The 18754-nt window shown below is 64.5% G+C and carries 11 protein-coding genes; 4 read left to right on the top strand and 7 right to left on the bottom strand.

Translation table 11 applies throughout. The annotated features are described in order from the left end of the window. Positions 1–48: 48 nt before the first annotated feature. The 6 genes from AB4Y73_RS03900 to AB4Y73_RS03925 form a co-directional block, all read right to left on the bottom strand. The gene (locus tag AB4Y73_RS03900) at positions 49–9471 is read right to left on the bottom strand and encodes a neuraminidase-like domain-containing protein (RefSeq protein ID WP_441868741.1); all 9423 of its coding nucleotides are present in this window, start codon (positions 9469–9471) and stop codon (positions 49–51) included. After that, positions 9468–10400, bottom strand: a complete 933-nt coding sequence (locus tag AB4Y73_RS03905) for a hypothetical protein (protein ID WP_441868744.1) — start codon at positions 10398–10400, stop codon at positions 9468–9470. The genes AB4Y73_RS03900 and AB4Y73_RS03905 overlap by 4 nt, the downstream gene beginning before the upstream one ends. 142 nt (positions 10401–10542) lie before the next feature. Next, on the bottom strand, positions 10543–11331 hold the full coding sequence (locus AB4Y73_RS03910) for a hypothetical protein (protein WP_441868747.1): 789 nt from the start codon (positions 11329–11331) through the stop codon (positions 10543–10545). Positions 11332–11896: 565 nt separating this feature from the next. Continuing rightward, complete coding sequence (locus AB4Y73_RS03915; RefSeq protein WP_441868750.1) at positions 11897–12079, bottom strand: hypothetical protein; 183 nt, start codon at positions 12077–12079, stop codon at positions 11897–11899. A 242-nt stretch (positions 12080–12321) separates the two neighbouring features. Then, the gene (locus tag AB4Y73_RS03920; protein WP_441868753.1) at positions 12322–12474 is read right to left on the bottom strand and encodes a UBP-type zinc finger domain-containing protein; all 153 of its coding nucleotides are present in this window, start codon (positions 12472–12474) and stop codon (positions 12322–12324) included. Beyond that, positions 12404–13801: a cation:proton antiporter gene (locus AB4Y73_RS03925; protein ID WP_441868756.1), complete on the bottom strand. Its 1398-nt coding sequence runs from the start codon at positions 13799–13801 to the stop codon at positions 12404–12406. The genes AB4Y73_RS03920 and AB4Y73_RS03925 overlap by 71 nt, the downstream gene beginning before the upstream one ends. A gap of 524 nt (positions 13802–14325) precedes the next feature. On the opposite strand from AB4Y73_RS03925, the gene AB4Y73_RS03930 reads away from it, so the two are divergent. The 4 genes from AB4Y73_RS03930 to AB4Y73_RS03945 all read left to right on the top strand — a co-directional run bounded on the left by AB4Y73_RS03930 (position 14326) and on the right by AB4Y73_RS03945 (position 17465). Beyond that, positions 14326–14814, top strand: coding sequence for a hypothetical protein (locus AB4Y73_RS03930; RefSeq protein WP_441868759.1), 489 nt, complete (start codon positions 14326–14328; stop codon positions 14812–14814). Beyond that, positions 14811–15842 (top strand): hypothetical protein, encoded by a 1032-nt coding sequence (locus AB4Y73_RS03935; RefSeq protein ID WP_441868762.1) that lies wholly within the window; start codon positions 14811–14813, stop codon positions 15840–15842. Before AB4Y73_RS03930 ends, AB4Y73_RS03935 begins: the two co-directional genes overlap by 4 nt. After that, entirely contained in the window at positions 15839–16288 is a 450-nt protein-coding gene (locus AB4Y73_RS03940) for a hypothetical protein (protein WP_441868764.1), read from the top strand. The genes AB4Y73_RS03935 and AB4Y73_RS03940 overlap by 4 nt, the downstream gene beginning before the upstream one ends. 154 nt (positions 16289–16442) lie before the next feature. Beyond that, a complete protein-coding gene (locus tag AB4Y73_RS03945; protein WP_441868767.1) occupies positions 16443–17465 on the top strand; it encodes an alpha/beta hydrolase in 1023 nt (340 codons plus the stop codon). 9 nt (positions 17466–17474) lie between these two features. Here the strand turns inward: AB4Y73_RS03945 and AB4Y73_RS03950 are convergent, their stop codons facing one another. Next, complete coding sequence (locus tag AB4Y73_RS03950; RefSeq protein ID WP_441868770.1) at positions 17475–18503, bottom strand: DUF4192 domain-containing protein; 1029 nt, start codon at positions 18501–18503, stop codon at positions 17475–17477. Positions 18504–18754: the final 251 nt, after the last annotated feature.

An 18754-nucleotide genomic window follows, 5' to 3' on the forward strand; every position in this document is an offset into this window, starting at 1 on the left:
GGACCTGACGGCGAGGGTGCTGATGCGCCGCCCGCCCCCGGTTCCGCCTCAGGGGTGGTCATGCTGATCGGCGCCATGGTCAGACCCGCAGCCACTGGTCAGGCCGCCGCAGGTCAAACACGGCGCCCGGTCGGTGAGCTCGTAGTGCACGAGCAGGAACACCCGCGTGGTGTCCCGTACAGGCTCCTCGAATTCGAAGCTGCCCACGAGCTTCGGCTCGAAGCTGGTGATCGGACCGACCTCGGCGTCCACCTCACCGTGGTAAAAGCCGCACCAATCGGAACCGGCGACCACGTGAAACAGGTACTCTACGTCCGGTTCGCAGCGCGCCCAGTTCTCCGCCTCGAACTCGACGTCGACGTGTGAACTCGGCGCCGCGTGCTCGGACTCCATAAAGATCTCGACCTTGCGCACCGTCGCGCCGCGGCCACTCGTCACTCCCGCGAAGTAATCCCGGGAGAGCCGCAGGTCCAGTCGGCGGTAACCGCCCTCGCCGGTGAAGCGAGCCCACTCCTCCGGCATCTCACGGGAGAGGTCGATGAGCCGCTCGCCCGCATCAGGCAGGCACTCGCGGGCATAAGCCGAGGCCGCCTTGCGCAGCACCGGACCACCCTCACGCGCGGTGTAGTTGATGTGCATCACCGCATCGGCCAGCTGGTCCAGGTCGAAATCGTTGTTCTCCAGTGGAATCTCCAGTTTCCAGGTGCTGACGGCCCCGGCGTACTCGAAGGGCAGGTAGCGCTCGTCGCGGAACAACAGCTCGAACAGGCCGGAGTCGTTCTGTCCGGTGGATGTAGCGATGGCCTGGCGGTTGCCGAAGTCGCGCACTGCTCGGCAGTCGCCGCATTCCAAGGCGTAGCCCGCGGAACTGCGGCAGTCCTCGCAGCATTCGTTTCCACAGCTGGCGCAGTCCCCTTCGCAGTGGGTGCTGCAGCCGCAGGTTCCCCCGCAGCCACCGCCACATCCGCAGCCGCAGCCGCACGGTCCGGCAGTCGCATCGCCGCAGCAGCACGAGGTACGACCGAGCAGGCGTGGCTCGATGCGTGTGGTGCTGGACAGCAGCGTCAATCGGGCGTGCACACCGGTGTACGGCCCGACGACCGCAGGTATCGTCAGAGAGACGCTCTTGAGCCGGCGCAGGTAGTGACCGGGGTAGTCCAGGTCGAACAGCCACTCGGGCAGTTCGACGGTGCACTCGCCGTTCACTTTCAGGTCCAGGAAGGCTGACCCGAAGAACTTGCGCAACGAGACGTGCTTGGTCAGCTCGTAGTCGCGCACGTTCTCGCTGGTGTAGGCCGCATCCATCCGGCGTACTGCCAGTGTCAGGTGCTCGCCCGAGGTCAGACCGTGGTGTAGGTCGTTCCAGGTGTGACTCGGCACGAACCGACGGTCGGTGAAGCCCCGTTCGATGTTGAACGCCCGTTCGGCCTGCCGGGCCGCACATTCGGCGATCTCGTACATCTGACGATAGAGCGTAGCCACCTCTTTGCTTAGCCACAGGAAGTGCGCGTGCGAGGTGGTCTTGTCCCGCAGCAGCTCTACCATCTCTCGCGAGTTCTCCAGCTGCCGCTGGCTGCTGTTGAGTTCCGCCAGCGCTGCCGCTCGCCGCCGCTCTGCAGCCAGGATGTTCCGCTCGGCCTGCGCGATCTCTAGCCCCGCTACGTCGCGTTGGAAGTTCCATTCGGTGAGCCGACGGTCCCAGGTCGCCTCGGTGGTGCGCAGCCCTGCGGTGCCGGAAAGGATCGTCGCCACCTGACCGGAGATCCGCGAGATGCCGGCGAACACGTTCGCCAGTTTGGTGCCGAGCGGCAGCTGGGTGAATGCGGTCGTTCCGACGAAAACATCGGGGATGACGCCCATCACCACACCGATCGCCTCGGACACACTCGAGGCCCCGGTGGCCGCAAAGGATCCGTTGCTCAGTTCCCGGTAGTCGATCTCGCCGGCGACCAGACCGCGGGTGATGAGCCAGTTGTAGTACTCGTATCGGGTCTGCGCGATCTGCTTGGCCAGGCGCAGGCCTTGCACCTGCCAGTCGGAATCGCGCCACTGCTCCTTGCGGATCGTGCGATTCAGGTTGAGCACCTGTTGCTCGTGCTTGGTCCGCACCGCGGTCAGCAGTTCGGCGTCGCCCTTCTCCAGCGCACTCTGGAACTCGGAGCCGAAACTGGTTACCTGTGAGGCGAAGTCAGCCGCTCGGCTCAGCACGTAGTTGAAACGGTACGGGCTCGCCGGACAGCAACAACCCAAGCCGCCGCAGTTGCAGGAACCGCCCGCGTCGCAGCCGCAATGTTCATCGCCGCACATGCAGCAGCAGTTGTCGGTGTCACCCGCCTCGGCCTGCAGCACCGCGCGGCGGTCGGCCACCCGCTCGAACAGCGACATCAGCCACGGGTTCAGTGGCGCGCCGCACGGGGTGAACGTGGCAACGCTGCCCGGCTTCTCGCCACCTTCCGTCGCTCCGACGATACCGCGTCCCTCCGTAGAGGTGCTGCGGGGGGAAGGCTTGTCGCGGCCGCTGCCCTCCGGATGCCGTACGTCACCGGGGGTATGCGGGGTGCCGCAGCCGTGCGTGGTCGGGGGCGTTGGCCCCAGCACCTTGGCTGCGCCGTCCAGGATGAGCCGCGCGCGGATACGCCCGGCGGCCGTGCGCTCCAGTTCCGCGCAGTGCGCCCACTCCAGCAACGTCTCTAGGTATTCAAGGGTGAGATGGCGCTGTCGGGCGGTTGCGTCGTCAGCACCCGTGCCGTCGCAGCAACGGTCCAACTGGTATTGCGAGCGCATGGCCAGAACCGGCAACTCCGGCGGTGTGTCGCTCGGCGTGTCCGTTCGGGTGCCGCGTCGCCGGCCACCGGCTGCGGCAACGGTTCGTCTACCGCGACCCGTTGCCGGCCTTGCCTCGTCACCTTCTCCGGACGGTTCGGCCAGAACGACGACGCCGGCGTTGGTACCGGTTCCAGTGGTTCCCTCGGTGTTGTCCCCGGTGCTGTCGCCCATGTCGCCGGTGTCGTGGGGCGTCGTGCGCCTCCCAGGCGGACACCACCGGTTGTCGCCCAGCATCGGGTCGTACGAGGTCGTGTACCAAGCGGTTGCTGCCTCGTGGCCGCAACGCGCGCGCAGGGTGCAGGCAACGGTGACCGCCTCGGCGAAGGGATCCGAGGGGAAGAGCGGCGCGCCCGGATCGAAGTACAGGAAGTACGGGTACGCAGAGATCTTCCCCATGCCGGGGTTGTCTTTGGGCTTGATCACCTTGTCCGGAGTGACCTGTGGCACGACGATCGCTTGGTCGGAGGCCATGTCGTAGCGGAAGCCGGGATCTGGAGGCGGAGCCGCACCCGGAGTCAGGGAGGCGCCGCCCACTCGCAGCAGCAGTGAGTCACGCTGACGTCCCACCAGTGTGAGCGTCGTACTTGCTGCGCTTGCCCCCTCCGGAATCTTCACGCCGGTAAAGGATTTGCGGGGCTGCCGGATCTCTCCGTCGCGTACATGTGCCCACATCAGGTGCACCGACCCCTTGGCCGGCCACTCCAGCATCGGCGACGCGGTGGTGGCGTTGTGCCAGCCGGGCCAGTCGGCCACCTGCTGGATCTCGTCGAACGTCGCCGAATCGACCAGCCAGAAGTAGTACTCGTCCAGTACGGCGCCGTGGTGGTATCCACCAGGGCAGCACGTGCACTCCTCGCCGTCTTCGCGCGGGCTGAACGGTTGACCGGCTGGTGGCACGGCCGCGGCCGGCACGCGGAGGAAGCGGGCACCCAGCCGGATCGCCGCCTCTGTCCACAGCGGCAGCTTTCCTTCCGGGGTACGTGGAAGCGCTCCTGTTGCGCGCGGTTCGAACCCGCCCGGGGCCGGCGGATTATCGTTCCCGCCGGTGGGCTGCCGCCCGTCGTCGCCTCGGCCGGTCGTGATCTGACGCAACGGTGCGAGCCAGGAGCGGGAACCGGCGAGTTCCGGCGTGCCCATCAGGCCCAGGCCCTCGCGCGCGGGCGCCAGTTGCGTGAGCGCGGAGGCATCGCGCTGCTGGAGCAAGAGCAGGCCGGGATGCCGTGGCGGCCCGGTGACCGCGTTCCAGTGCTCGAGTCCGCCCGGGATGGGCGCGGTCAACGTGGCGCGATGTAGTTCCTCCTCGAGAAACCGGAAGGCTTCGGTGCGCCGGGCTCGCTTCAATTCCCGCGGGCGGGCGTGGTTCTCCCGGTAGAGCTCGCTTCGCCGCCAGTTGCCCCACACCTCGCAGCTGGCATAGCGGCAGTTCCACTGACGGATGAACGCCGCGTCCGGACGCCAGAACTCCAAACCGAGCCGGGATCGTGCGACGAAGGACTGTGCCGCGGCGATGGCCGCATCGATGCGGGTGGTCCGCGCCTCTGTTCCGGTTTCGACGTCGATCAGCAGCAGATCGCTGAGCTGGTCGGCGGAAGTCACCACGCCGCCACCCGTGCCCGGTAGCGTCACTCGGCCGAGCCGGGTCAGGTATGTGACCAGCGCGTCCCGCGCATGCACCCGCAGACAATCGTCGAGGTGCCGTAAATCCTTGTACCGGCGCGGTGCGCCGTTGTCCACGAAGCCTGAGCGGACCAGCGACACCAGATTCAGGTTGCCGCCCGAACCTAGCAGGTTGGCCGCGGCCCACAGGTCCGGTCGCGCCTCGGAGAGGTCCGCAATCGCGAAACAGTGCACGATCCGACGCACCACCTGGTCGGCGTGCCACACGCGCGTTGACCACCGCTCGTCGGTGAGCGCAGGGGCTTCGATCGTCGTCCCGGGGTCGTAGGTGAGGACCAGCTCGGCATGCGAGAGGTCGATGCCGAGGTGGCGCAACAGCTGTGCTGGATTGTCCGGCTGATTCTCGGCGGCCTCGTCATACAGCAACCACACCGGATCTTCCGAGGCGGGCTCGGCATTCCGGCCCAGGTCGACGTGATCGAACAACCGCTCCCAGACGTCGAACCAGCCCTGCCGCCGCTTCTTGGACGGTGCGGCCCGATCGTCCGCCGCGGGTGGGAAGTAGCTGTCCCGAAGCGGAAGCAGATTGGGATCGAAGTCGACGGCATGCGCATGCCAGCCGGCCGTTTCGTAGAACGCCAGGCCCGCCATCGTGTCACCGTGCTCGAGCAGGTAGCCCAGCTCCGACTGTGCGTAGTCCGAGAAGGTCTGCGCCGACAGCCCGAACCGGTAGGCCAGCAAGAGCGATTTGAAGGCCCGCTGGTAAGTACGCCGGACGTCGCGCAAGGTGCTGACGTACTGCGCCTGAAGCAGCTTCTCCGGGACACCGTCGATCACCTTCTTGTTGATGCCCGCGTCCAGCGGCGCATCCTTGTATGCCTGGTACAGCCGCTCGGTCGGTATGACGGTCCGCTCATCCGCGGTGTCCGGGCCCTGGTATTCCACGATGAGTCCGCATCTGAGCGCTTCGGCGTCCTCGAGTTCGTCGTCTCCGGGCGCATCCCGCACCAGCTCGATGCTCAGGTCGTACATACCACGCCGCAGTGCAAGGCCCGAGGCGGAGAAACAGTCCGGCTCGTCCGCCCAGGCGTGGCTGAGCAGGATCCAGTGCTTCTGGCCTCGGTTCAGCCGCACCTGCCAATGCTGGCCGTCCAGCTCGTCGCCTTCCTCGCCGATGCGTTCGGCGCCTTGGCCCCAGAACGAGTAGCTGCCGTCCTGCTCGACCAGCAGCAGGCCGGACCACGAGCTGCGGAACGCCTCGATGCCGCCGAGGACCTGGGCACCGCGACCACCGATGCCGATGCCGTTCCGCACCCCTGCCCAGCGCTGCTGCGCCGCCGGAAGGACGGCGCCCAGCGACGGGATCAAGGTCGGCACAGGTGCGTTCCACGAGTCCCGCGCCGCGTCGAACAGCGAAGTGGTCGCCTGCATCTCCCGCCACAGCGGAGATCCGGCGGAAGTGTGTTCGGCGAGCAGCCCGGTGCCCACCAGCCCGGTCAGCGTGGCGAACGCACTGCCGACCGGGATTGCGTCCCAGGTGACGTCCGGCCGGTGGCCGTTGTCGTTCTCCCACGACAGCGGGTTCGCGAAGTTCTCGTCCGCGAGCAACGACTTCAGCAGCCGGCTGGCTACCTGCTCGGTGGCCTCGCCCTGGGTGATGGTCCCGTCCGGGGCGTCGTCCGGATCGCCGCCGTCGAGCCAGAGCACATGCTCGGCCAGATGCCGAGCGATGACGCGGCAGCGCGCGTGGAACACCGCGAACCGCTCACGGAACCAGTGCCAGCGCGCCTGCTCCTCCGGCTCGGCGATCAGGTGCTTCCACGCAATGTCGAGGTTCGAGAACAGGAAGCCGAACTGGGCGAGCTCCAAGCGCGGGGCCGCGAACAGGTTGCGCACCGCTTGCGGTTCCTGCCCTTGGAGCGGCCGGATGCGGCTCAATTTCGTCAGGACGACGCTTTTGTCAAGCGGCACGGTCGCCGACAGTTCGTCCGTCGCGTCATCGTAGCGGAACGGAGTGCCGGGGGAGTTCCATATGGCCGCGGTGCTCCCGGAAAGCGACGCGGTGTAGCTGCGTTGCGCGGGACTCACCACTATGCCCGCTGCCTGCACCACGCTCGGGAACAGGTGTGCACCAAGCGAGGTGAGCCGGTCACCGACCGGGTCCCAGCCGATCTCGTTGCGCACCACATCGGCGATGCGCTCCCACGTGTAGGACTGCGCGGTGTCCTCATCGACGATGACGTCGAGCAGTTTACGCCGAAGGGCCCAGAGCGAGTGCTCCTCTTCGTTGTCCGGATCAAACAACGGGTCAACCTCGGCCTCAATGTCGGAGGCGAGCGGATAGGGATCGTCGCCACCCAGGTGCGAATCGGCCGTGCACAGGTAGAGCAGCTCGCCAATTCCGAAGCCCGACGCATACACCTTGGCCAGCTGCTCGGCGAACCGTAGCGTGTGCGTGGGGCGACCGTACCAGTTGCGAGTCTGCACCGTCGGGTCGAAGCCGCCCAGTACCGACATCGGATCCAGGTTGCTGCGCAACAGTTTCTGGAACTCGGCGCCGCGGTCGCCGGAGTGATGCTTGTGGTGCGCACGCCAGGAGATGTGCTCGATCAGTTCATCGACGACCTCATCCGGCGGTGGCAGGTGCGGCTCGCGCCACAGATCCAACAGTGTGCTCAGCTCAAGTGTGGACAATCGGAAACGCTCGCGAAGCATCTGCAAGGCGACCAGCTGCGGAGTGAAGTCGGGATTCACCTTTCCTGCACTGTCGAAAAGACCCAGCACGGTGCAGATCTCGGCAAGTTCGGCGAACGACGGTGCGAACGTGCACCGAAGCTTGCGCCACAGCCGCGTGATGATGGCGAGCTTCACCCACGGTGTGTCGCCCTCGGCGCCGTCCAGTATCAACAGATAGTCCGATGGGCAGCAGGGCTCGCAGGCCGGGAACGGAATGGGCGTCGGCTCGGTCGAACTGCCATCGGTCCCGCTGCCCCCGTCCCCGCCCCCCGTGCCACGGCCCTCTGTCCCGCGGTCTGCTGGCTGACGGAGGCCACCAGTGACGCCGGTGTCCGCGGGGCGACCAGGCAAGGCGACCCGCACCGATTGCGGCACCGGATAGAGCTTTCCGGGCACGTATCCGGTGACCATCAACTCCACCAGCTCGCAATACTCCAGGCCCAACCGGTTCAGCAGTTCGGGCAACGAAGCGGCGGTAGTCTTCCAGCGCACCGCCTCACTGTCGAACCCGTACAGCACTGGGACCGACCCGCCGGAGGGCGTGTCGCTGAACAGCGTCTGGTACTCCACTGGCGAGATGCACAGGTACTCCAGCGCCACGTCAAGCCGCACCGGGTAACGCCACAAGTGCTTGGGAAAGCTCGACGGCTCGCCGGCACGGTCCAGCACGAATTCGGTGATGTCGCGCCGGAATCCGCGCAGCACGTCGAATCGGGTCGTGCCCATCGCCTCGAGGTAACGGCGATTGACATCGAGGCGCTGGTCGTAGGGCAGGGTCGGCGCGGAGAAGTCGTTTGCCAGGGTGTCGTACGCAGCTGGCTCGGCAACCGGTACAGCGGGGGAGGAGTGCGAGGGCACCGCGCCGAACCACGTATCCGGGTGCGTCCCCGCCTCGGCCGGATCGGTGTCGTAAATCGCGCCGTGGTCCGCGCCTGTCGCGACCATGGATTCGAGTGACTCGTTCACCAGGTCGATCAGAGGTATCCCGATTTCGGAGTTCGCAGCCGTGGCGGCGAGGTCACCGAGCGGGCCGGTGCGGTCCGTCAGGAGGTAGCCGAGTGACCGTCCGTCCAACTCGACGCCCAGAAGACCTTGCAGGTAAGCGATATTTCCCGTCGGCGACAGCGCACAGTCGGGTTCACAGTTGACCAGGTCACCGGGATTGATCGGCTGGAAAGGGCCGACGGCTCCGCCACCCGCCGTCTTCTTCGGGTCGCCTCCACCGGCAAGGAAAATGGCGTGCGCATGCTCGTGGGCAGGAGTGCCGATCAGCGCGTCCGTGAACTCGGACTCCGTCAAGGCGCTAATGGAGTCGCGGGTGGAGAACCCCCGAGCGTACAACGACTCGGCCAGGGTGAAGTGCAGCCTGTCGTCGATGCCGGTAACCGCGGTGAACGAGTAGATGTTATTCAACGAGTCGACCGCTTGGGCGACCCAGGCCTCGGCATCCGGATCGAGGTTCAGCGTGGCGATTGCGCTGTCCCGGTCGGCGTCGGTGTAGCCCTGTCCCCATTCCCAGGTCCCATGGCCGGCCGCGCGGTAAGCGTCGAAGAATCTTTGGATCAGATCGGTGACCGGACGCGGCAACGACTCGGGCGCGCCGGGGCTGACGGCTCCCGGTCCGAGGGCGCCGGTAGAGACGCTGAAAAAAGCCTGCAGCATGCGCACGAACGCGCCGACGCGCTCCTCCAGCGAGCCCGGCCCGACGCTGTCCGGCAGCTTGTCCGGATGGGCGGTGAACACAGTAAGCCAATTCGCGTAGGTGATCTCCGGCGGATGCGGAGGCGGAAGCGGCCAGGGATCGACGTCGAGGTTCTTGACGCTGTCGAGAGCAAACCCTTGTGCGACGACAGCCGCGATGAGCGGCCGCGGGTCGCCCTCCTGCAGCGCCGCGCCCAACACCAACTCGAGGTGGGCCTTCGCGAGCGCCGCGTTCCCCATCATGGAGTTCCAGAATGGCGCGATGTCCCTGTCCGGCTCAGGGTTCGGGTCCGGCGTGGTCTTGTACTTTGCGTAACCGGTCGTCAACGCCAGGCCGACCCCTGGCGCGCACACCGGTCTGACCCCTTGCACAGCCCCGAGTGAGTGCAGCCGCCGGGCGGCGATTTCGAGCGTGACTGTGGAGTTCTCAGTGAGGATGCCGGTTTCGACTGCCTTTCGCAGTACGTCGAGGATCGTGGCTTCGTCGGCCAGTGTGGCGAGCCGGTAGCGCACATCGGCCGAGACGTCCGGGGGCAGGCTGGCCGCCAGAGCGTAGAAGTACTGAGGCGGGATATCGAACTTGGGAATCATTGGGACACCACCACGGACACGGTAGGCACGTTGCCGGACGGCAGCGTCAGGCCGGGGAAGACCGGGATGGTCAGACCGACCTGGGTGGCTGCCTTGGATTTTTGTTCACAGGCCAGCGCCGCGGACACCCCGTAGACGAATTTGGCGAGCACATCGGCGCGGGTTCCATGGACGGCGTAGTAGGTTACGAGATCCGCTTCGAATTGGCGGCGTGCGGTTTCGTCCGAGCTCGTGTCACGGTAGAGCGCTTCCAGCGGTTTGGTAGGTTCGGGCAGTGGCTCCAAGATTCGGTTGTAGACGATCTCCCGGGCGATGTGGCGGGATTGGGCCGGGGTCAGTGCGCTCAGGTCCGGCGGGCTGCCGGGACCGGGATCCTTGGCAACGACGGTCTGCATCGCTTTGAGCACGGCGTCGAAGGGCGGGGGGGTTCCGTCTGTAGGCACCTCAAGAAACGTGGTGCCGGCGGGCAGCCCGATCAGTGGAGCGGGCAGCGCCACGTAGGCAGCCACGGGTGTGAGTGCAGCGTACGCGACGGGATCCTGGATGGGCAGCGGTACCGGGTCGAGTTGGACGTTGAAGTTGAAGTCTTTCACCGTCACCGGAGTGGTCTGACCCCCTACCGTCCGAGTGACGGTAAGTACCACGTCCCGGCTGAGGTACTCACCCGCCCCGGGGGTCGGCACCTCGATGGCCGCGGTGGCGACCGAACCGAGTCCGACCCCAGGCGCAGTGTCGTTGTGCTGGACGATGTTGGAGTTCGGGTCCGTGACGTCGTAGAACGCCGTGCCGAGCACGGCTGCGGTCTCCTTGGCGTCAGGGTCGGCGAACGAACGGTCCCCGACCTTGATCTTCAACCCCTCGAGGTAGTTGGTGAAGTTCGTGCCGCTGGTCGGCTTCTCCGGATGCAGCCGGATAACGATGATGGACATGAGCCCTCCCTGAGCTCGCATGCAAGGCTATGAGGATGCGCGAGATGAGTCGAAGCGATTTGGGCTCAACCAGCGAGAGATTTTTGGAGCGTTTGAAACTGAAGCATGCACCATTCGGCATTACTGCGGCGTTACTGCGGCGTTACCGGCAGCCTTTGCTTGGGTCGTCGGTCTCTGGGGAATTCCGAACTTGTTTTGTATTCCCAAGCACCCAGCGGCGGGCGAAATAGTCCTCGGCTTTGTTGAACGGCCGGGACCAAGGATGGCGGTTTCGAGACTGTAGATCGTCGGTCAGGGCTGTCCGCAAGGTGCTGGCTGCCGCATGGACAGATTGATAATGAGTAGTCTTGAACTTCAAATCGGAGTTCAGGACCGAGGAATGCAGGTGACTGGTCGCGCCTTCAGATGCGATCTTGCCCAACGTCTTCTGAAAGTTTTGGTATGCCTCCTGGGACCGTCGGCTCAGCACGAGGCCGCCTTTGGTGTAATACCAGTCCAGGAGCTGCTCAGCCGCGTGTCCGAGCATGGCGTAGGTGATGGAGGGGTCTTTGGGATTGTTTGGTGTTACGCGGGTCAGTGACCACAGGTCCTGGTACGACTTGAGTCGTTGCTGACGCAGCGATTCGTCTGACTTGACCCGTAGGCTGAAATAGTCCTTGACGAAAGCGCCAATTATGCCTGCGACAAGACCGACTGTGGCTGCGATAACAGACTGGAATTCCATTTCCCTCGCCGCTCTGGACGCTAAGTCCGTTACGTGGTCTCCCCTTGGATGGGTCGGACGACAGCAGTAGCCGCAACTGGCTGCGCCCTCGACCCGCTGCGCTCCTTCGACCAGGTTCCACTCTCCAGGGTTGTCCGGAGTTGACAGAATCCACCTCCGGCTGGACACCTTCATCTGCAACGAGCCCTTGATCAGCAGCATTGACATGACTGGCCCCCTGGTCGCGAAAGGGATGCCGAATGTTTCGCTGACTCACACCCAGGACCGCACGCACCCGACCACTAAGTGACCCTCAATATCACAAACAGCACCTAGCGGCGAACTTAGGCGCCTAGCCCGGTATTTGTCAAAGGGTCGCGTTGACTCTGACCCGGTTCCGGTTTCCTTTTCATGACTTGTCCTTTCGGTGGGGCTGGGGTTGGCCTGTCCCCTTCGTCAACACATCGAGAAGGCCGAGGGGCAAGCAATCAGTCAGGAGCGGCTGGATCCTGAGTGGATGAACTGACCAAAACGCGTACTTCCCGGAGCACCGGCCCAGGATCCCGGGTGACTACATAGCGAAAGCCAGGACGACCGCGGAGGCGCAGTTCCTCGCGATCGGGGACGGCGCCCGCACCTGGCTGCTTGGGGCTGGCGCGCCGGGCACGGCGCGGATGAACGTGAAGATGGCCGGTCGCCCTGGCGAAGATCGCCGGGGAGCCCGAAATCGATCACGCGTTGGGGACCGCAGCCATCCATGCCCGCTTCGCGAATAAGGACCTGGCTGGGCCGCTTAGCCTTCTGATTCGAGTTGCCCGGCAAGGTCGTTGAGGGTGTCCATGCGGCTGGTGAGTATCTGCCGAACCTGGGCCCTGGCAGCAGACATGACGTTCTCGATTGTGAGTTCACCGGTGAATCCTTGAGGAGAGTCGCCGATGGAGATCAGTGCCAGGATGTCTTGCGTGACCTGGTGCATGTCTAGGGACGAGCCGCTGTTTTGGCGGCCTTCCATGTGGGTCAAGGACGTTGCCGGCGGTGCCATCGTCTTCAAGAACGGCAACGGAAAGCTCCGCTGGTGCCCAGTCCACTGACATCCAATGCGGACGATCATTGGATTGGGTTTGTGTCGCATCAGCAGCCAGAACGGGCTTGTACGAGCTCGGGCGTGAGGGTGCCCATCTTCAATCTCCTATAAGGCCAATAATTAACCTCGAGATTTCATCCCAGCAGGTCGTCCTGATAGCACCAGCGCCAGTCTTCCCCCGGCTCGATGCTACGCATGACCGGGTGCCCGGTCGTCTCAGAATGCCTGGAGGCATGGGTGCCGGGGGACGAATCGCAACACCCCACCTTCCCGCACCGCAGGCACATCCGCAGGTGCACCGTCGTCCACCTTCCTGGCGGCAGTCCGCGCGGTAGTCGTCGCTGGGCACCTCCCAGGACCGGGCCGACTCCAGGTGGCCGCACACCCCGCTTGGCCTGGCGATCCCTTCGGCGCCGCCCTCGCCGGACGTGTCCGCCTCGTCGAGCGCCCCAGCATGGATTCCTCAATGTCGAGGCGCTCCAGCACATCGCTGAGGACCTCCTGCGCGTACTCACCCCCGCGCCGCAGCTCCAGCCCATTGGCCCGTTCCGCCTCCAGCATGGCAAGCCGCAGCCGGGCGTAGCGCTCGCTGGGCGTCGCGGTCTCCGCCGACGGCCGGCCCAGCCGTTCCCAGGCAGCCAACCCGCGCTCCTGGATGCGGAACATCCCGACCAGCGGCGGAAGGGTGAAACCCTGCAGCGTCAGGGTGCCGCCCACCACCACCAAGGCGGCCAGGATCAGCACCGAACGGTGTTCGAGGTCCGCGGGCAGCACCAACACCGCCGCCAGGGTGACCACGCCCCGCATCCCGGCCCAGGTGACAATCGCCGCGAACTGCCACGGCGGCGCAGGATCGTTCCGCTGCACAGCCGGATTCAGGCGGGGCAGGTAGGTGGCCGGGAATACCCACACCGGCCGGAGCAGCAGCACTGCCAGCAGGATGATTGCGCAGCCGGCCCAGATCCGGCCGGCGCCGAGGGAGTCGTTCTGGACGCCGTCGATGATGGACCGCACCTGCAGTCCGATCAGGAGGAAAACCGAGTTTTCCAGCAGGAACTGCACCGTGTTCCAGTTGCTGCGTTGGCTCAGCCGGGCGGCGCCGTCGAGCCTGGACGGCGCCTTGGTGCCCATCACCAGTCCGGTCACGACGACGGCGAGGACACCGGATGCGTGGATCGCTTCGGCCGGCCAATATGCCACCAAGGGGGCAACGAGGGACGTTGAGGTGTTGATCGCAACGTTACGGATACGTTTGCGAAGTGCGGTCAGGACATAGGCGGCGGCCACGCGCACCACCACTCCGCCGCCGGCGACAATCAGGAAGTCGCCGGCGATCCCCGCCACGGGCACTGACCCGGCGATGGCGGCGCGGAGGCAGATCAGGGCCGTGGCGTCGTTGAGCAGCGATTCACCCTCCTGAATGGTGACGATCCGGCGCGGCATCCGCACCTTCCGGGCAATCGCCGTGGCCGCCACAGCATCCGGCGGGGCCACCACCGCGCCCAGGGCGATCGCGGCCACCAGCGGGGATCTCCGGGAACAGCCATCCAGTAGGCGTTGGACGGGTATCTCGCTCCATTTGTAGCTGCGCTGGTAGAAGTCGATATGGAACACCGTCTGAGGGAATGTACGGTCCAGATTTCTTTCTCAGGCTGCAATTCCACAGCTACCGCCCCCACTGATCCGAGCGATACCGGTTGATGTCGTCGTTGACTGATTACTGTGCCTAACGATACTGGCCGCCTCTGCCAAACCATGTTGTGTGTGGCCAGCTTCCATTGCGTGTTATGCGCAGATCTCTCAGACCTTAGGCGGTGACTCCCCGGACCCGGGCTTGGGGCGCCCGCCAATCCCCATTTGCGCGTGGGTCTACGCAGCCGTATACAACACCCCTCCACGGGGCCAGACTGGATGAGACCCCTGGAATGGTCGGTCTGCCGTGCTCCCATGCTTCAACCGGCCACCATTCCGGCACCGATCAAGTCACCAAGCCTGGCGATGCGGTTGGCGAGGTCGGCTTCGAGGCGAGTTCTAGGAATTGAACGCTTGCGCTCTGGACATGTCCAGAGCGCAAGCGTTCAATAAGACAGTAAGCAACTACTGCCTTTCCAGGGGCCGGGCTGATTGATGGGGTTCCGATGGACGGTACACCTTCCGCCAAATATTCGCCGGCGCGATCCGCTGCAGAAGGTTTTCTAGCACTCAATCTGCCCAGCCGCCTTTCGTTGGAACGGCTGATATCGATCGTGGAGAACCTCAGGCACCGGCGGATTGAGATCGACGTTTCCGAGTCCTTGAGCGGGGGATCGGTCTGCGGGTTGTGGCTGTCCACGGACAGCACGGAGATCATCCTGCACGCACCGACGCCGTCTGCGCTACACCGGCAGCAGTTCATCCTTCACGAACTGGGCCATATGGTGCTCCGACACGATGAGCTGGTGGTGTCCCCAAACTATGCGGAGACGTTGTTTCCCAACCTGTCCGGCGAGCAGGTGTCTCGGATCCTGGGCCGAAGTGACTTCCTGGACCATATCGAGGCCGCTGCCGAAACCCTGGCAGATCTCTTCGCTGCTGCCATACGGGACAGCAACCTCGAGCCGCGGTCGTTTGAACGGATCTTCGGATGATTCAGGACATTGCCGCAGCCGTGATCTGGTGTCTGGCTCTTTGCCTCCTGCCGGATCTGAAGCGGCGCAAAGACAAGAGCATCCTGGTGGCAGCCCTGACCATCGCCACTGCACTCACGCTCAATGTTGACCGGATCTATATCGCCGGAGACCACCTACTCGGTAGCCGCAATCTCCTGGACCTCATAGCCAATATTTTCATGGTTGTCGGTATCTACTTCCTGTCCCGTGCGGTCCTTCGCGCCGCCGATGTCAGCGAGACGGTGGACATTCACAACAGGGCAGGGCTCATGGTGCTCGGGATTGTGGTTGGGACCCTCGTTGTCAGCTTCGGCCTTGTTGATGCTCCGCGGACTTCCACCTCCTTCATGAAGGATTATGGAAGCCAGGGGCCGGCGGCCGTTTACTCGAGTGTCCAGTTCCTCTACATCGGAGTGGTGGTGGCCGTCACCGGCCTTACCTGTTTCAGGTTCCGCGGCGAGATGGCGAGGCCATACTTCCGTGTCGCTTTTGTGTTCATCGGCCTCGGCTGCGCTTTGGCCGTGGTGGTGGTCCTTGCCGTGCTGGGGATGAACGTTCTCCATCTCACAGGGGAGCTTGAGGTCATGACGCGTCTCTCCTACGTCTACGACGCCGCGCTGGTGGGCGCCATGGTTCTCCTTTGCGTGGGCCTGGCCTTGCCGCCCGTCGCACGTCGGCTGCAGCGGAGAGCGGATACCCGGGCCGCGGCTGTCCTCGTCGAGCGACTGTTTGGGGTCTGGGACAGAATCACGTCGGAGCGATCCGAGGTCCGCCTCGATTTGGCTCAACCTCAGACCGACCGCCATGGTGCACCAAAGCGCCGGCTGCATAGGATGTTGGTGGAGATTCAGGACGCGCTGTTCGTGGACCCGAACCTTGCCCAATTGCTGAGTCAAAATGATCTGGATGTTCTCCGAGAAGCGGAGCAACATCTCGGAGCCCGGTTGGCAGCAGCATCCGGACATCGACGACCGAAGCTGTCACGGAAAGGGGACACGACTCCGTGACCGACAGCGACGGTGGGATCGACGAACAGCCGCAGGCGAAACTCGCGCGGAAGCTAAATCTCCTCCTGGATCTTTTTGAGGCCCAGGGATCATCGCCCCTGACGTATCCGCAGATAAGCAAGCACATGTCAGACCGCGGAACGCCGTTATCTCGCTCCCGCTGGGCCTACATGCGTGCCGGCGACAGTTCCATGGCGACGGACCCGCAGCTTTTGCAGAACCTCGCCGAATTCTTCGGCGTTGACCCCAGATACCTTTTGGACGACGACGGCGACGTGCCCGACTTGGTGGATGCGCAGCTTCAGCTGCTGCGGACACTGCGGGAAAACCGCGTGAGAAACTTTGCTGCACGACAACTGGAAGGGATCTCGCCGGAGACGCTGCTGCGCCTAAGCAAAGCCATCGGCGAACACCTGAAGACTCCCGAGGACGACGCCGATGCGTAGGGCCGCTGCCGCCGTGGCCATAGGTTGTGGCATCGCTGGCGCTGCCGTCTTCGTCGGTGCGGCCTATTTTGCCCGGCAAGTTGTGGTGCCCAAGACTCTTAGGAGGGAAGACCTGCAAATCCGTCGTGTGTTACAGAACGCTGACGGACCGCTCATGGTGGAGTTACCTGCATCGGTCCGGACGACGGCTCCCGGCCGCTACAGCATCTGGTTTGCCAACGGCACAGGGCATGCCTGCATTGGAGGGGTCGTCTCCACGGACGCTGGCGCCGGAACGGTAACCCGCCGCGTTGAACGGGTTGACTCCGGGGACCTGCAGGCCGCCAAGGCTGGCATATGGAGCGGATACGTCTATCCGACGCCAGAGCAGTTAGGGCTGCCCTACTCGGACGTTCAGATTCCAGTCGAGAACGGCGTGGCGCCCGCCTGGAAGTTCGCACCGGGGCAGGCGTCCGGACATTCGTCCACTTGGGCAATCCACATCCATGGCTTGGGCGGATCGAAAGCCGGCGCTCTCCGCGGCGTGCGGGTTGCGGACAGGCTCGGATATACATCCTTGGTTGTTTCACTCCGGAACGACCGGGATGCTCCTGCATCCAAGGACGCCCGGTATCACTTGGGGCAGACCGAATGGTACGACGTTGAAGCTGCTGTGTTGTATGCCGTGGGGCAGGGAGCCCGCCAGATAGTTCTTTTCGGGTGGTCCCTCGGCGCCTCAATCGCTCTCCAGTTGGCGGCATTTTCTGAGTTTCGGGACCTCATCTGCCGGCTCGTTCTCAACGCTCCCGTTATCGATTGGCGCAGCACCCTGGTGGCCAATGCCCGGTCCAGTATGCTTCCTGGTTGGGTTGCACGGCTTGGACTGCAGATGCTTGGGTCCTCCGGAACGCGCTGGATCACAGGCTTGGATGCTCCCTTGAACTTTCCTGCCCTGGACTTCTTGGCACGGGCGGACGAACTCAGTGTTCCCATCCTTGTTATCCACAGCGAAGGGGACCGTTCGACACCCTTTGCCATTTCTCGCGAGTTCGTCACCCGGCGCCCCGAGCTGGCAACGCTGCTCACTTTCCCTTCCGCAGAGCACGCGCAGGAGTGGAATGCCGACCCGGACGGTTGGGACACGGCGGTGGAGAACTGGCTCCGGAACGCCCCGCCGTCGTCGGCCGTATCCCTATAACTGCGGGGCTTATGAGGCTTCGAGTCCCCGATCCCGGTAGGCAGTGCCTCTGTCCATGCTCCAGCCGGCGACCATTCCGGTTCCGATCATTTGGTCGCTGAGCCTGGCGAGGCGATAGTTGGGGTCGGCGTCGAGGGCGAGTTCAAGGAACTGGTGGGCCTTGCTGCCTCGGCCTTCCCACCAGTTGATGAAGGCGATGGCAGTCAGGGACGGAGCCGAGTGAATTGTGGCGCTGTGCGTGTAGGCGTGGACGAGGAGTTGCTCGGCCCATTCGACGCGGGACCACTGCGGCTTGCCGTGTGTTTGGGCCAGGAGGATCCGGTCCATGGGTTCGTCAATTCCGGGGATGTCGGCCATGAGTTGGTCGCGGATGCCGGGGAACTGGAGGTTCGCGATTAGGCGGATGGTCTGCTCGTCGTCCGGGTATGTCTTGGCTTCGAGCATTTCTGTCCAGAGCGTCCTGGCCTGCTTCATGGCGTCCCAGTGGCGCAGACCTTGGATTTCTGCGACTCGGTTCTCCACGGCATGCAGGGTCTGGGATTCTTTGGTCGATGCCGGCAGCGTGATGCGGTTGGTGGGTTCGATGGTGCTGCCGCGGTAGACGAGTTCGGCGTTGATTTGGCTGGATTGGGTGGCACTCAAGGGGAGCCGGACGCCCTTCTGGGGGTCGCCGTCGTACTGGGACACCGTCTGGTCTCCGACGAGGAGTCCTTCTCTGATGGTGAGTCCTCGCTCGGCTAGGGCGCCCGTGAGCGCGGCGATGGTTGCTGCGTGTGGCTTGTGGTCGCCGTTCGTGGACTCGGAGGTGTAGACGGCGAATAGCACACCTTTGGCGCTGGTGTCGTGGCCAAGGTATCCGGCAACCATCTTTGCGTAGCTGTTTTCGGTGCTTGGCTTCGGGAGGTCGACGCGGAGGGTTGCTCCGACGTGGTTGTCGGCGAGGGTGATGCAGACCAAGCTTTCGTGGGGCCAAAACCCCAGGGTGTGGCCGATGAAACTGAGGACGTCGGCGGGGGTTTTGATGGTGAGCGGTTCCATGTTCCTTCTCCTTCAGCGGCCGGCCGGCACAGAGTGTGTCAGTCAGATGTGTGCGTCGTTCTGATAGAGGAGTCACCGCTGGGTATGAGGGGCCGGAGTGCAACTTGGGGAACCGGGGGCGAGCCAAAATTTCGCGAGGAAATAAGCGACGGAGGAGCGCCGAACGAAAGTTTGGCCCGTTCCCGGCGCGTCGCGCCCTGGTTGCGCGGAGGACCCGCCCAGCGATGATGGGGATCAGAATGACAAACAGC

The sequence above is a fragment of the Pseudarthrobacter sp. TAF60_1 genome, from assembly GCF_052113505.1.
Lineage (GTDB): Bacteria > Actinomycetota > Actinomycetes > Actinomycetales > Micrococcaceae > Arthrobacter.

Coding starts and splice junctions, on each gene's coding strand:
- AB4Y73_RS03915 (WP_441868750.1), bottom strand. CDS start 12,079: ATGCACCAGGTCACGCAAGACATCCTGGCACTGATCTCCATCGGCGAC.
- AB4Y73_RS03950 (WP_441868770.1), bottom strand. CDS start 18,503: ATGGAACCGCTCACCATCAAAACCCCCGCCGACGTCCTCAGTTTCATC.
- AB4Y73_RS03900 (WP_441868741.1), bottom strand. CDS start 9,471: ATGATTCCCAAGTTCGATATCCCGCCTCAGTACTTCTACGCTCTGGCG.
- AB4Y73_RS03935 (WP_441868762.1), top strand. CDS start 14,811: ATGATTCAGGACATTGCCGCAGCCGTGATCTGGTGTCTGGCTCTTTGC.
- AB4Y73_RS03930 (WP_441868759.1), top strand. CDS start 14,326: ATGGACGGTACACCTTCCGCCAAATATTCGCCGGCGCGATCCGCTGCA.
- AB4Y73_RS03920 (WP_441868753.1), bottom strand. CDS start 12,474: ATGTGCCTGCGGTGCGGGAAGGTGGGGTGTTGCGATTCGTCCCCCGGC.
- AB4Y73_RS03910 (WP_441868747.1), bottom strand. CDS start 11,331: ATGTCAATGCTGCTGATCAAGGGCTCGTTGCAGATGAAGGTGTCCAGC.
- AB4Y73_RS03945 (WP_441868767.1), top strand. CDS start 16,443: ATGGTGGAGTTACCTGCATCGGTCCGGACGACGGCTCCCGGCCGCTAC.
- AB4Y73_RS03905 (WP_441868744.1), bottom strand. CDS start 10,400: ATGTCCATCATCGTTATCCGGCTGCATCCGGAGAAGCCGACCAGCGGC.